The sequence below is a fragment of the Pseudomonas sp. ZS1P83 genome (genome assembly GCF_054897825.1).
Genome location: NZ_CM142706.1, coordinates 2,889,844 through 2,903,524 on the forward strand (window position 1 = coordinate 2,889,844; position 13,681 = coordinate 2,903,524).

General features: G+C 54.4%; 12 protein-coding genes and 2 pseudogenes. 8 read left to right on the forward strand and 6 right to left on the reverse strand.

Annotated elements, in window-relative coordinates; genetic code table 11:
• Window positions 1-65: 65 nt before the first annotated feature.
• Window positions 66-1,631 (forward strand): amino acid permease, encoded by a 1,566-nt coding sequence (locus ACYZT0_RS13765; RefSeq protein ID WP_462046301.1) that lies wholly within the window; start codon window positions 66-68, stop codon window positions 1,629-1,631.
• A gap of 241 nt (window positions 1,632-1,872) precedes the next feature.
• On the opposite strand, the gene ACYZT0_RS13770 is transcribed toward ACYZT0_RS13765, so the two are convergent.
• Entirely contained in the window at window positions 1,873-2,109 is a 237-nt protein-coding gene (locus tag ACYZT0_RS13770) for a hypothetical protein (RefSeq protein ID WP_462046302.1), read from the reverse strand.
• 302 nt (window positions 2,110-2,411) lie between these two features.
• Here ACYZT0_RS13770 and ACYZT0_RS13775 point away from each other — a divergent pair, with 302 nt between their 5' ends.
• The 5 genes and pseudogenes from ACYZT0_RS13775 to ACYZT0_RS13795 all read left to right on the forward strand — a co-directional run bounded on the left by ACYZT0_RS13775 (window position 2,412) and on the right by ACYZT0_RS13795 (window position 5,082).
• Complete coding sequence (locus tag ACYZT0_RS13775; protein WP_462046303.1) at window positions 2,412-2,624, forward strand: DUF1059 domain-containing protein; 213 nt, start codon at window positions 2,412-2,414, stop codon at window positions 2,622-2,624.
• 87 nt (window positions 2,625-2,711) lie between these two features.
• Window positions 2,712-2,951 (forward strand): annotated as a pseudogene (locus ACYZT0_RS13780) (hypothetical protein).
• 265 nt (window positions 2,952-3,216) lie between these two features.
• Entirely contained in the window at window positions 3,217-3,687 is a 471-nt protein-coding gene (locus ACYZT0_RS13785; protein WP_462046304.1) for a hypothetical protein, read from the forward strand.
• Window positions 3,688-3,826: 139 nt separating this feature from the next.
• Window positions 3,827-4,552 (forward strand): leucine-rich repeat domain-containing protein, encoded by a 726-nt coding sequence (locus ACYZT0_RS13790; RefSeq protein WP_462046305.1) that lies wholly within the window; start codon window positions 3,827-3,829, stop codon window positions 4,550-4,552.
• A 218-nt stretch (window positions 4,553-4,770) separates the two neighbouring features.
• On the forward strand, window positions 4,771-5,082 hold the full coding sequence (locus ACYZT0_RS13795; protein WP_462046306.1) for a DUF6966 domain-containing protein: 312 nt from the start codon (window positions 4,771-4,773) through the stop codon (window positions 5,080-5,082).
• A gap of 383 nt (window positions 5,083-5,465) precedes the next feature.
• On the opposite strand, the gene ACYZT0_RS13800 is transcribed toward ACYZT0_RS13795, so the two are convergent.
• A complete protein-coding gene (locus tag ACYZT0_RS13800; protein ID WP_462046307.1) occupies window positions 5,466-5,969 on the reverse strand; it encodes a DUF2867 domain-containing protein in 504 nt (167 codons plus the stop codon).
• A gap of 437 nt (window positions 5,970-6,406) precedes the next feature.
• Entirely contained in the window at window positions 6,407-6,568 is a 162-nt protein-coding gene (locus ACYZT0_RS13805) for a DUF2986 domain-containing protein (protein ID WP_462046308.1), read from the reverse strand.
• A 104-nt stretch (window positions 6,569-6,672) separates the two neighbouring features.
• Here ACYZT0_RS13805 and ACYZT0_RS13810 point away from each other — a divergent pair.
• Both ACYZT0_RS13810 and ACYZT0_RS13815 read left to right on the forward strand, forming a co-directional pair.
• A pseudogene (locus tag ACYZT0_RS13810) lies at window positions 6,673-6,876 on the forward strand (hypothetical protein); the annotation flags it as partial.
• Window positions 6,877-7,073: 197 nt separating this feature from the next.
• Complete coding sequence (locus ACYZT0_RS13815) at window positions 7,074-7,490, forward strand: SRPBCC domain-containing protein (protein ID WP_462046309.1); 417 nt, start codon at window positions 7,074-7,076, stop codon at window positions 7,488-7,490.
• Between the two features lie 52 nt (window positions 7,491-7,542).
• Here ACYZT0_RS13815 and ACYZT0_RS13820 read toward each other — a convergent pair whose 3' ends face one another.
• Genes ACYZT0_RS13820 through ACYZT0_RS13830 form a run of 3 tightly spaced genes read right to left on the reverse strand, consistent with a single transcriptional unit; the run spans window position 7,543 to window position 13,490 of the window.
• The gene (locus ACYZT0_RS13820) at window positions 7,543-7,965 is read right to left on the reverse strand and encodes an EAL domain-containing protein (protein WP_462046565.1); all 423 of its coding nucleotides are present in this window, start codon (window positions 7,963-7,965) and stop codon (window positions 7,543-7,545) included.
• A gap of 27 nt (window positions 7,966-7,992) precedes the next feature.
• Window positions 7,993-8,943, reverse strand: a complete 951-nt coding sequence (locus tag ACYZT0_RS13825) for a diguanylate cyclase (RefSeq protein WP_462046310.1) — start codon at window positions 8,941-8,943, stop codon at window positions 7,993-7,995.
• On the reverse strand, window positions 8,943-13,490 hold the full coding sequence (locus tag ACYZT0_RS13830; protein ID WP_462046311.1) for a PAS domain-containing hybrid sensor histidine kinase/response regulator: 4,548 nt from the start codon (window positions 13,488-13,490) through the stop codon (window positions 8,943-8,945). Before ACYZT0_RS13830 ends, ACYZT0_RS13825 begins: the two co-directional genes overlap by 1 nt.
• Between the last annotated feature and the right edge of the window lie 191 nt (window positions 13,491-13,681).

Consider the following 13,681-nt stretch of genomic DNA (forward strand, 5'->3'; position numbering starts at 1 on the left):
ACAAAGGTCGCAGCCTACGGCGGCTCAGTTCGGCCTGTACCAAAACCTGACAAGGGGCACACAACATGAAGCCAGCAAGCCAGCCCGGCACAAGCGCGCCGCAAGACGATGACGTCAAGGTGCTGCACAGCATGGGCTACGCCCAGCAGCTGTCGCGACGGATGGGCGTTTTCTCCAACTTTGCCATTTCCTTTTCGATCATCTGCATTCTCTCGGGTGGTATCAACTCACTTGCCCAGGGCACCTCGGGTGCGGGTGGTGCGTCAATCGGCATCGGCTGGCCGATCGGTTGCCTGATCTCCGGGGTCTTCGCCATGGCCATGGCACAGATTTCCTCGGCCTACCCCACCGCCGGCGGCCTCTATCACTGGGGCTCGATTCTCGGTAACCGCTTCACCGGCTGGCTGACCGCGTGGTTCAACCTGCTGGGGCTGGTCACCGTGCTCGGCGCAATCAACGTCGGTACCTATTACTTCTTTTTCGGTGCCTTCGGACCGGCTCTGGGGATGGAAGACACCACCACGACCCGGGTGATTTTTCTGGCGATCCTGACCGGCCTCCAGGCCTTGTGTAACCACCTGGGTATCGGCCTGACGGCAAAGCTCACCGACTTCTCGGGGTATCTGATCTTCGCCACGGCGCTCGCGCTGACCATCGTCTGTCTGATATCGGCGCCCAGTTATGATTTCGCCCGGTTATGGACCTTCAGCAACTACTCCGGCGAGGCGGGCGGCAGCGTCTGGCCACAGGTGTCGAACGGCTGGATTTTCATGCTCGGCCTGCTCTTGCCGATCTATACCATCACGGGTTATGACGCCTCCGCGCACACCTCGGAAGAGACCCGAAATGCGGCCATGTCAGTGCCACGCGGCATGGTCATGTCGGTGGTCTGGTCGTTGTTGTTCGGCTGGGTCATGCTCAGCTCGTTTGTGCTGATGCTGCCGAGCATGGATGAGGCGGCCAAGCATGGTTGGACCGTGTTTTTCTGGGCCATGGACACTCAGGTGAACCCGACGGTAAAAACGGCGCTGTACGTGGCGATTTTCATCTCGCAGTTTCTTTGCGGGTTGGCGACTGTGACCTCGGTCTCACGCATGATCTTCGCGTTCTCACGTGACGGCGGCCTGCCCTTCTCCAAAACATTGGCCTCGGTCTCGCCTACCCTTCGCAGCCCGGTGGCGGCGATTTGGACCGGTGCCACCCTCGCGGTGTTGTTCGTCTGGGGATCGTCGGTGATATCGGTCGGTGCGACGCCGGTCTATACCATCGTGGTGTCCTGCACGGTGATCTTCCTGTTCTTCTCCTTCGTCATCCCCATCGTGCTGGGCCTGTTTACCTACGGGACTTCGAAGTGGCCAACCATGGGGCCGTGGAACATGGGGCGCTTCTGGTACTCAGTGTTCGCCATCCTCTCAATCCTCTCGATGGTGATCATTTTCGTCATCGGCATCCAGCCACCGAACGATTGGGCGCTGTACATCACCATAGGCTTTCTCGTTCTGACGGCCATCGTCTGGTTCGGTTTTGAAGCCCGACGCTTTCAGGGTCCGCCGATTGGCGACATGATCGTCAAGCGTCAGGCTGAAATTGCCGCGGCTGAAGAAGCGTTGAATAAACAGGTGGGGAGTTGATTGCGCTGAGCAAACCGTGGCGAGGGAGGCCCCGCCCCCTCGCCACAGCGGACCGCGCCTACGCAGGTGGATCGATTTGATCCAGCACTCGGTTCGCCGTGATCTCTGCCAGCTTTGATGTCGGCAATCGACGGGAGTTGAAAGTCATAGGGCACGTGGATTCGAGTGAGGACGACGACTAGTCGCTTCCGGGCAAATTCAAATCTGCCGAGGCGTGCGTTGCTGGTCGCTGCACCTGTCCTCAACTGGGTTGATCGACGATCTTGATCTGCGTCAGCCCTACCCGCGCAGCCTGCTCTAAAATCTCCTCCGGCGTCGCGTCCGCAGTGGGCATGATCAGGCTGTTCTCTCCATCCCCAAAATGCAGCTGTAGCAGGTGCATCGCCGCCTCATGTATGGACAGCTGGGGCTGCTTGAATTCAAACATGTATGTGCGTGGCTCGCCGTTGAACAGGTATTCCAGAATATATTTGCGCATGGTGCGATCCTCGTAATGGGAAAAGTGCATGGCTATGTCATGAACACTTCAATCATTGTTGCTCGTCAGCCTTGGAACAAAGGGAAACTGGTTGGACAAAAAGCGCTCCTCCAACCCGAAATGTCGGCAATCCTGAAGACTTAGTCGTTGCAAGCCTGTCACGATGCGCCTTGTGGCGGGCCTATACTTTGAGAGTCGGCACACTCGGTGCGACATGCGATCGTGTTTGATGTAGGGGGCGGCGCGTCGAGTGATCGTTCACGCAGGCCACGGCCTGCCTTCATCGTAGCGAGGAGAAGATCATGGCGCGTAAATACATCGACTGTCGCGAGTTTCCAAGCGATTCCCAATGCTCTGTCGCGCTGTCCGCAGACTCTGAAAACGAACTACTCGAGGCTGCCGCACAGCATGCGGTCAGTGTTCACAAGCACACTGACTCACCGGAACTGCGTGCTCAACTGAAGACGATGTTTCACGACGGCACCCCACCTGTTGAAGCACCGCGTCCCGCTTAGTATTCAGGGGTTTCAGAGGAGTGATTGTCATCCATAAGCACCTACGGGGTCCATTTTCGATGAGCCCCGCAGGCCTGACGACCACTTCTGCCCCTGGCGCTGACAGCGGGATGTGCAGGTAAACTGTCCCGGCTCGCTATTCGACCCCAAGCTAGGCTCAAGCCGCTATGCAAAAGCGCTACCCACTACCGGCGAGGGAGCGGCCTGGCTTGGGGCTCCACCTTGAACGGCTCGCAAAAAATCCCTGGCTAATTGCATACGCTATGCCGGCCGATCCGGTGGCACGCCGATACCTGCCAAGTGGTGTTGGCGGAGTGCAAAAATTAATAGAGCGGCAGCGAAGCGAGCATTCGGTTCGATCTCCTGCAAAACCCTGCTAATCCCTTCGTCAGGTGCTGGCGAATTGCCTCAGGCTAGCTTGGTGGACCCGTGACCAATACAGAGTCCCTAGGTTCACCAGACGGACCGTCCGCTATGGATCCAGGCTGACAGGCAGCTGTCGGCCAAAAGCGGTCTTTGGGAACGACGCTTTAACATGTTGAAATCGCACCCGGTTAATGATTAGGTTGTTCATTTTCAGGAAGCATTGTGAATGCCTGTTTTCGAAATTTTGCCGCTGGAAGCAATAGGCCCCGCACGACTTGGCGCTTCACGCGCAGCAGCAAGGGAAGCAATGTCTGTGAATGGATTCCCGCTAGAACGATCCTATGGCCGCGTCGATTATTTCTGCAAAGCTTCCATCCAGCTTGAGTATGGCCCAGGCGATGAAGTCCAGTTCATAGGCGTCTCCGGAAACTCTCAGCTCAACTTCATGTTTAGAGGGGTTGATGTTTTTGCTATATCTGCAACTGAGTTGTTTTCACTAATGGCTGCCTCGGACGATTCCGGCGCCCATGAGTTCGACCGGTATGAGTACTGCTTTCCGAACCAGATACTCACGCTTTGGGATGCTGATGAACAATATGACCGTCAAGGCGGAGAAGAACGTGAGGTGTGGGGCCAAGTCGGGATCGGCAATGATGCTTATGTGGCAGCCATCGAAGCTATTGAGAAAAAGCTATAACTGGCTAAACGGCACTCGCGCAGGAGTGGGGTATTGAAAGGCAGCGTGACCGGTAGCTATGAATCGATAGGCTCTGCCTCCACGGAGCCTCAGGGGCCTCTTCTCTCGCTTCACGGAACAATTGCGTAGGAGGTGAAACATGATTTTATGCCTAGATCGCCAGTTCCCCGAACAACAACTTTCTGAAGGAGATGAGCTTGATCTTCGGAACGTTTCAGCAAAAATATGGCCGACAGTGCTATCTAGATGTACAGCAATCGAACTACGCCTATACAACCTCAAACTACCGTCACTTGAGGGGATCGATAAGTTAACTAATACGCGCCGATTGAAGTTGGAATGGGCGACAAAAATTGAAGCGCTGGAACCTGTTTTCAAGCTGAGAGACCTGACGCATCTGGCAGTTGAAGACTTCCCAAAGCTGCGTCGACTCGACGGAATTGAGGAGCTAAGCGAACTGACCGAACTGCGTCTGTCCGGCAATCTGGGTGGAGGCTCATCACCTATACGCCTTAACTCAATCGAACCTGTGTCACGTATTTCCAAGCTCACCAAGTTTTCGCTGGCTAATGCGACGCTCGAGGTCGACGATATCACTAGTCTCGCTCGCTGTACGCACCTTCGCCATTTGAGCCTGACAAATCAGTTTGACCGAACTCAGGTCGCTTTTCTGGCAAGTCGGTTAAACGAGCAGCTTGTCGAACCTTTGACGGCATACTTAAGAACACATCTGCGTTGTGTGAAGTGCAGTAGCCTTAAGTCCATGTTTACGGGACGAAAAATGCCTATTATTTGCCCTGTCTGTGATGCGCCACGGTTTGAAAAGCTCACCCATGAGTTCGAACAAATGATGATCGACGCATAACAACTTGATTGTTTCAGACGCTTTTGGTGCCAATTTCTGTCCTTTCTTTAGTTAGACGGGACTGTCTGCTTTGGGTCGATGTCGGTCAATCATAATCGGCCAGAAGTAGCCGGTGAAAATTAGGTTCCCGAAACGGCACCTTGTTCAGCGTAGCTCGCAAGGCATACTCGACGGCATATTTCCCGTCATGACTTAATTACTTTGGATGACATCAAGAAATGGGGCCAAAAACTGAAGAACTGATTTGCGTGCTTGACCAGCTTGCGGAGGTGCTTGAAAGCGACGGAGAGGCTCACTGGAGCCATTGGGCGCGCAATGCACGAGCGCGACTACTCAACTCTGATTACTCCGGGATCGCTTATGTGTTGTCGGCCTATGGAGGAATGGGTTCGCTCAACGATCTTGTGCTCGGCCAGAGCCATGAGGACGGCGTTTTTACTTGGAAGCCAGGCCATGTCGAGTTAAATGACAAATTCGATAAATTACGCAGCGATACGGCTCAGCTCGCCTATACGATTAGTCGCTCATGAGCTATCTAGGCCTGTTCAACGGCTGAGTCGATACGCTCGTACAGACTCCGTACCAACCTTAATCAAAGGCAGCTATGGGTCGAAAGCTGAACTTTTCATAACAGACAGCAATCGGCCATTTCCGGTCAGTCGTGACAGACATGAACTCGTCAGCGTGGGTACCCGAGGGTATCGCGTTCACCTCCCATCCTTCGCAATGCCACATCTATCGCATTTCATGTCGCAGGATAATTGAGCACCTGCGAAAGACTCAGGTACATCGCAAATCCTTTACCGTAAGGCGCGAGTGAGTCGTCGCACAACTTAGAAGTTTCGCGACTTTGATGGAAGGTGCGGATATTACTTGGCGAGAGCTCCGGGCTTTCCCGCTCAAGCGTATATATCTATTTGCTCGTGAGATTTGATGCCATCCCTTCTAGCTTTCGTTTCAGTCGCCTGAGATCACTATTGACGATCAGCTTATGCACTGGACCTACTGGCAACATGTAGATGCGCCCAAAGGCGTTATGCGTGACGACAGAGGATGTGATCATAAGCACACGATCTGTTATCGAAAGACAAATCATGACATCCAGGTGTCGGTCACGCTCGGTCAGAACCAACATGTCGGGGGCACAATGTTCCACCAGAAAGAAATCCAGCTGTTCGCCCGCTTGCACTGTCTCTCGCCTAGCGATGGAGAACCCGCCGATCCGCTTCACGCCGAATAACGAGGAAATCGCGTCCCTTGCTCGGAAAGCTAGCCGCATGAGCAGTCCCGGTTCGGCCGTCATGATGTTCCAAGCGTCAAGAACGGTGATTTCAGCGGGGAGCGGGATCGACCTGCTGTCATAGTAATCAAGTTCGGACAGCGTACGCAGAGTGTGAACAGGTGATGTGGTAGCCAAACATTATCTCCCCGACATAAGCGAAAACTCTCGATTTTTTCAGCTTTTTGCCCCTGAATAAAGCGCTGCCGCAAACCATGACTCCAGCAACAAACCATTCACTCGCCTCAGTGGCCCGGCTGCCATTCCGGATACACCGGAAGCTGATCATATGTAGCCATGCTACGTCATGATTACCCCAAATATCCCTTAACTGTTCACTGGGTGAATATCTGCCGGGTACAACCGGCCGCTACGGGTCGATTTCAGCCCTTCGTGACAGGCAGCTATCGGCCAAAAGCAGGCAGTCGAATGTACCGAGGGAATCTGGTTCGATTCAGAGCCGAGAAGGGGTTTCGGCTTGAATGAATTGTTAGGCCGCGTCCTCGCGGTATGTGCCATCGGAATGAATAGCCCAATCAAATTTGTAAATTCCGGTGGTGCTTAAGCTACATAGATCAGCTCTCAGAGGAAATGATTGAGTCGTGACTGGATTCAGCAGCCAGCTTCAATCGGTCAGCTTTACTAATGTATTTAGACTTGCTTGGCGGTGCCAATTTGGCACTAGCCTTTTTGGCGTGAGCCTTTAATAACTGAATTATTTTTTTACGACGATTCATATTTTTCTACTCGGCTTGTAAGTTATTGAATGATATCGGCTTAAATACTGGGCCAGATCCCGGTGATGCTCACTTAGGGCGGTCGGCGGTCAGTTCCGTTGGACATGCACTCTAGTCATTCATTCAGACGGAGGACGAACCATGACCGTAACCAAGATTCGAGCCGGGCGCCCTGGAACAAAGGAAAGCTCGTGGGGCAAAAAGCGCCACGCCGGCTCAGGGATACCTGGGCGATTCGAGTGAAGCTTGAGCTAGCATACAAAACCCGGGACGTGGCTGTGTGTAATCTAGCAATCGACAGCAAACTCTTGACCGCTATGGGTCGTGGATTTCCATCAGTCATGACGGGCCGAAATCGGCCAATAGCCGCCATTTCGGGAGGCGCGATCTAACACCGCTCAGTGCTGACCCTGCAAGGGCAACGCATTGATGTTGTGCTTCACCGATGGATTCAATCGTCATTCAGTGCTTCCATTTGCTGAACTAAAGAAATGATCATTACATTATGAAAATCAACATCGAAACGAGTGTTGCCGCTTCCATCGCTGACACTTGGCAAGCTTTCAACAATCCCGAGGACATCGTGCAATGGGACGCCTCTGACGATTGGCACACCACTAGGGCATCGAATGATCTGAAGGTTGGCGGGAAGCTGTTGTTACGCATTGAAGCCAATGACGGCGGTCTGGGATTCGACTTCGCTGCCACCTACACGCAGATAAAGCTAAACCGACTGATTGAATTTCGAGACGACGACGGCCGCGTGGTTCGATTAGATTTTGTCGAATCTGACAAGGGCGTCACGATTCGTCAGACCTTCGACGCCGAATCAACGCAACCAGAAGATCAGCAGCGCAAGGAATGGCAAATCGTCCTTAACCGCTTCGCTCGATACGTCGAGCGGCAATTCACCACGGAGTAACAGCGAAGCCCATAGAGGCCGCACCCGATCACTTAAAGCTTCGCGTACTCGCTCATGCCTCGCAGTAGTCTCCCCGCTTCCGGCAGCGGGTTGGAATGGTCGCTAAAATCCTTAGCCACCCTGCAACTTTGCGAACGTCTGCATAGGGTCGATTGTGGCCCTTCCCGACTGGCAGCAATCGGCCAGTAGCGTTCAATGGGCAACGGGATCGCTTGTCATCGGATGTATACAGAGTCGCTGAGAGGCTGTTGAGCCACTGGCGCTCTCGCTCTTCATACCACTGCATGAACGCTTCGGCGCTTACCAGTCGGAAGACGTGGAAACCCTTGGCCATGCCGCAGTGGTAATCGCCCAGCGCATCGAGCACGTCGGCTGTTTCTACGCCTTCGGCGATGACCGCCAAGCCAAGATTGTGACCACGATCGACAACGCTCCGTACAATTAGCTCGTTGGCTTGATCGCTTTGCCTGGCCAGGGAACCGAGCTATTTACAGAAAAAGGATTAAAGATATTCATCGCTAAAGGATGAACATACCCTGGCCCTGCCAGTTTTTTTCGCCTCGTAAAGTTGCTTGTCCGCAGCTTCTATCAACGCCTTGAATTCAAGGTCGTCAGTGGGCGTCAATGTTGCGACGCCTATTGAAAGAGTCACCACACGATCTACATCAGAAGCAGAATGCTCAATACCCAGCGCCCGGATATGCTCTTGCATTTTTTCTGCAAGTTGGACCGCTCCGCAAAGACCTGTATTGGGTAGAATGCAGGCAAATTCTTCGCCACCATACCGAGCGACCAGATCGTAGGGTCGTTTAACTGTTTCAGATAGCGCTTGGGCAACAGATTTCAAGCAGCCATCTCCAGCCTGGTGCCCATATTGGTCGTTGTAGCGTTTGAAAAAATCCACATCCACCATGATGAGCGACAGCGGCTTTTGCTCTCGAAAGCATTGGCGCCAATCCGCCAATATGTCCTCATCGAATTTGCGTCGATTAGCCACTCCAGTAAGGCCATCCATTAATGCCATGGAGCGCAGCAGATCGTTCTGTAGTTTCAGGGTCAGGTGTGTTCGCACACGTGCTCTAACAATGATTGGATTGATGGGTTTGCTGATGAAGTCCACCGCGCCAAGTTCCAGACCTAGTACCTCATCCGACTCCTGCTGCTGTGCGGTAATGAAGATGATGGGGATGCCCTGGGTCGCAGGGTCAGCCTTGAGTCGACGGCATACTTCATGCCCGTCCACGCCTTCCATAACCACGTCCAGCAGAATCAGATCGGGTAGTTGAGTCTGGCATACCGTGATCGCCTGCTCACCACTGGTGGCCATGAACACATCACAGTCCTCACGAAACAACTCATGGAGTACCCGGATATTAATCGGCTGGTCGTCGACAATGAGGAGTTTTGGACGGTTATGGGGGTGTGGCAACCAGGTTTCCATCGATTGTTCCATTAGGCAAATCTCAACAGTTCACGACCCATCGGCATCGCAGCGGAAAAGTTTAGCGACTGCACCATGACAACCAGTTCGTCGAACTGTGGGCGCAGGGATTGCGGCGTTTTTGACGCCAATGCGTCTGCCAGCTCTATGGCTTGAAGGTTGCCCGCTTCCAGCAACAGCAAAATCTCCTCAAGGGATTCTCGCCATTGCGTGAGCGCCATCAATTCGGAGTCAACACAGACCTTTGCGCTCGGGCTCTGACCAAAGTCGACATTCATCTGTTCAAGGCTTTGTTGCAGTAACCTGCTTAATTCATCAAACCATGTTGCGTCAGCAAAGAGGCGCGCTACAGACTCTGCATCTGCGGATTTCAGTGTGTGCTCCAGGTCGCCGGCCAGTAGCGACACCGCCTTGGCACCCATGGTCCCGCTACTGCCTTTTATGGAATGGAGCAAGAAAGCTGCCCCCGATGCGTCTTGCCGCTGGATCTGATCGTGCAATCGGCCAAGCTGTTTTTCTAGCTCAGGGCCAAAGTTTCGCAGCACATTGCGGATCAAATCGAGGTCGCCACCAAAGCGGTCAATGATCGATGCACGAGACTCGATCACGCCTTTTCTATTGGCTTGGCCCGAGCCTGGAGATGCCTGGCGATCCTCAAGGCCCGCTTGCAAAAGCAATGTTGCGACGAGTTGTTCCAGATCTATGGGCTTGCCGACATGCTCATTCATCCCCGCAGCAAGACAGGCCTCACGGTCAGTATTGGAGGCATTTGCGGTCATCGCCACTATCGGCAGCGCTGCAAAGCGTGGATTCGATCGAATGCGACGGGTCGCCTCCAAGCCATCAATATCCGGCATCTGGATATCCATCAGCACGGCGTCGAAGGGCACCTTCTCAGCCATCACCCTGCTCACACCTTCCAGACCACCTTCAGCCAGCGTCACTTGAGCACCTTCTCCTGTCAGTAACTCATCGGCAACCTGCCGATTAAGCATGTTGTCTTCCACCACCAATAGCCGCAGCCCGGCCAGGCGCTGCGGCCTGTCAACAGTTGACTTGGACGGGAGTGACTGCGCAAGGCCTTTGCCGTTGAGTGCTTGCTGAACAGCGTCGGATAACTGCTTGGGAGTGACAGGCTTGGTGAGAAACCCCACGAAGGGAGCGTCTTCCATCTCGTTTGCGTCGGCCAGCACTTCACGGCCGTAAGCGGTAATCATAATGATCATTGGAGGAGGTACGCCGTTGCCCTGCTGATGGATCAATTGTGCAGCGCTCAGCCCATCCATATCGGACATCCGCCAGTCCATCAGTACCACGTCGTAGGCTTCGCCTCTCGCCTGGGCGTTTTTCACCCATTCCACTGCTTGCGTGCCACCACTCACGTGGTCGGCCTCCCACCCCAATGCATGAACTGTTCGCAACAGCAATTCACCCGCCATGGCGTTGTCGTCGACGACCAGTATCCGTATGGACACATCGACTCCAGGGCTGTCAGATCTCAGCAGCGAATTCGGAGCTACGTCCAGGGTGATATCGAACCAGAAGCGACTTCCCATGCCCTCCTGGCTCTCCACCTGAAGCTCACCGCCCATCAAGCTGACCAACCGCTTACAGATCACCAAGCCCAGACCGGTGCCGCCAAAGCGGCGGGTGGTTGAAGCCTCGGCCTGAGTGAATCCTTCAAAAATGCGCTGAAGTTGCTCCGGGTTGATACCGATACCGGTATCAGAAACGGCGATGCGCAAGCTCACAGAGTTTTCCGTGCGCATCAGTTGCTCGACGCTGACCACGATCTGGCCTTCCAGGGTGAACTTGAGGGCGTTACCCGCCAGGTTGATCAGCACCTGTTGCAGCCGCAGGCTATCGCCGATCAGGTCGTTGGGTAGATTGGAGTCCAAGTCGAACATGACCTCGACTTCTTTCTCGCCTTGGTTGCCGGCCAGCACAACGGAGAGGTCACGCATGAGCGGTTCGAGTTCGAACGGGTGCACGTCGAGTTGCAGCTTGCCGGCCTCAATCTTGGAGTAATCAAGGATGTCATTGAGCAAGCCCAGCAGTGATTTCGCAGCAGACTGTGCTTTGGTCACATAGTCGAGTTGACGACCATTCAGGTCAGTGTTCTGCACTAACTGCAACATGCCCAGCACGGCGTTCATCGGCGTGCGTATTTCATGGCTCATGTTGGCCAAGAAGGCAGACTTGGCCGCACTCGCGGTATCAGCCTGTTCCTTGGCGTACAGCAGGTGTGACTCCAGCTCGCGCTGGGAGGTTATGTCCCGATTGATACCCGTCACACGCAGCGCCGCACCGCTCGGACTGCGTTCGACCTGCGCACCTGCCTGTATGAAGCGGATCTGGCCGTCCAGGCGGACGACACGGAAAATGGTGTCGTACACACCACTCCCCTCGACGGCGGCACTCAGCTTTTCAGCCGCTGCCACCGCATCGTCGGGGTGAACTCGCGAATACCAGTGCTCATAATCCAGACCATTATTGCGCAACGTCAGTGGCTGACCGTAGAACTCGAACATACGATCATTCCACTGCAAGGCATTGTCCGCCAACGTCCAGGACCAGACGCCCAGTTCGGCTACTTCAGCAGCCATCAGCAACTGATCATGAATCGCCATCAGTTCACTACGTTGTTTCTGTGTCGTCACCAGGCTCGCCGCCAGCTCCCTTTCCGCCGCTTTACGTTCGGTGATGTCCACCGCGATGCCTAGGTAGCCGCTCAATTTCCCGTCGTCATCACGCATGGAAGTGACCACCAGCGTGACAGGAAACCGCGAGCCGTCCTTACGTATGTAAGTCCACTCCCGGGTTTCTGCACCTTCAAGCTCAGGTTTATGGATCAACACACGGAAACCGTCGATGGCCTGAGCGTACTCCTCGCTCAGTTCAACGCCGCGAGCAGCGACTTCCTCTGGCACATGTATCGATTCAGGTGTGCGCTGCCCCAGCAACTCATCGGCGTGATAGCCCAACAAATGCTCGGCACCTTTGTTGAACACACGGATAACGCCATCGAGATCCGTCGCAATGATCGAGACCTCAGTGGCCGAGCGCAGCACGGTGCCTAACAATAGATTGAGATGCCGCAACTCGGAAGTTCGCTGAGCAACCTGCTCCTCCAGGTTTGAATTGAGTTCGAGAATTCGGGCCTCTGCTGCTTTTTTCGCCGAGATATCCCTTAACGTCTTGGAGGCGCCAATGACGCGACCACCCTCGCCATAAATCGGTGAAATGCTGGCAGAGATATCGATCAGCCGGCCATCTTTACGGCGGCGCTGGGTATCAAAGCCAGTGATACTCTCCCCGGCCCTTATGCGCGCAAGGATATGGGCTTCTTCAGCTACAAACTCCTCAGGAACAACCAGACTGACCAGCGTCTGGCCAACAGCCTCCTCGGCGGTATAGCCAAAAAGGTGCTCGGCACCCTTGTTCCAGTTGGTGACGATGCCATCGAGTGTTTTTCCAATAATGCCATCGGCCGAGCTTTCGACGATGGCGGCCAGCCTTGCCTGTTCGGCGAATATCTGCCGCCGGCGTTGCCGGCTGACACTCGCAACACCCGCCAGCGTAGCCAGAAGTAGAGTAAGCAAAACCCCCATCAACAGGACGACCTTTGGTGAAACCTGATGCAGGCGCTGGATGAACAACGGGTGCGCGCTGAGTTCAACTTGCCATCGCCTCCCGTATACCTCGCGCTCCACCTGGTGTGTCATTAGCGTTTCATGGCTAGTCGAGTCGTTGATACTTTCATAAAACAGCTTCTCTTGCCCTGGGACGGTGATATCCCTCAGCCGCAGATGCACCGTCTCATTTTCTATGCGCAGGCCCCTCAGTACCTGCTCTGTCCGCAACACGACATAGCTCCAGCCAAACGCTGCGGCCTCTCGCTCAACAGCGGTCGCCGGTGTCTCTCCGCCGCGAAAGATGGGCATCAACACCAGGAAAGACTGCTGCGGTTTCCCTGTGTCCTGTATCAGAGTGATGGGCCCGGTAATCCGTACCCTACCGCTTTGTATCGAGGATTGGGCAGCCTCTCGCCGTGCGGTTTCCGACGCAATGTCCAAACCAATTGCAGCCTGGTTTCCCTCAGCCGGTTCGACATACTGGATAACGTAACGCTCGCCTGAATGGGGCGAGAATTGACGAATGGAGAAATCGGCTTTGCCATCGGCCCGAGCGTATTTGAGAAACTCGCGTTCATCGCGCTCCGGTACTCGCCTGATAAAGCCCAAAGCACTTGCGCCGGGGAACTCGGCAGCGAGGTCGCGCGTTTGGTGATATTGGTCAAAAACTTCGCGGCTGATGCCATGTTCACCCGCTATCAGCACTGCTCCACGAGCGCCACGCAATCCGTATTGGTAAAGATCGAGGCGAGTTAAAACCAACTCTGCGGCTTCCTCGGTGGCGGCGGCGATCGCTTCTTGAGCCTGCTGCTCGTTGATGCGTTCGAGGATCCAGCCACCCAGAATGCTTGCCCCTAACCCCACCACCAGAGTGATAGCTACGCCCCAACTCAATGCAAAAAACTTATGTTTTCTCACCCGCATTGTCCCATTGCAGAAGACCTTCAAGCCTTCAATATTAAAGTTCGAACCCTGTTGAGAGCCGCTGCAACTAGTTCGTATGCATCACGTTAACCATGAACCCCGTGGATAAAGATGTGCATATTTGAGCCAAGGGAATAGAACGGATATATAGATATACGACGTGTCGCGCAATTCCTTTGACCCTCGCAAAT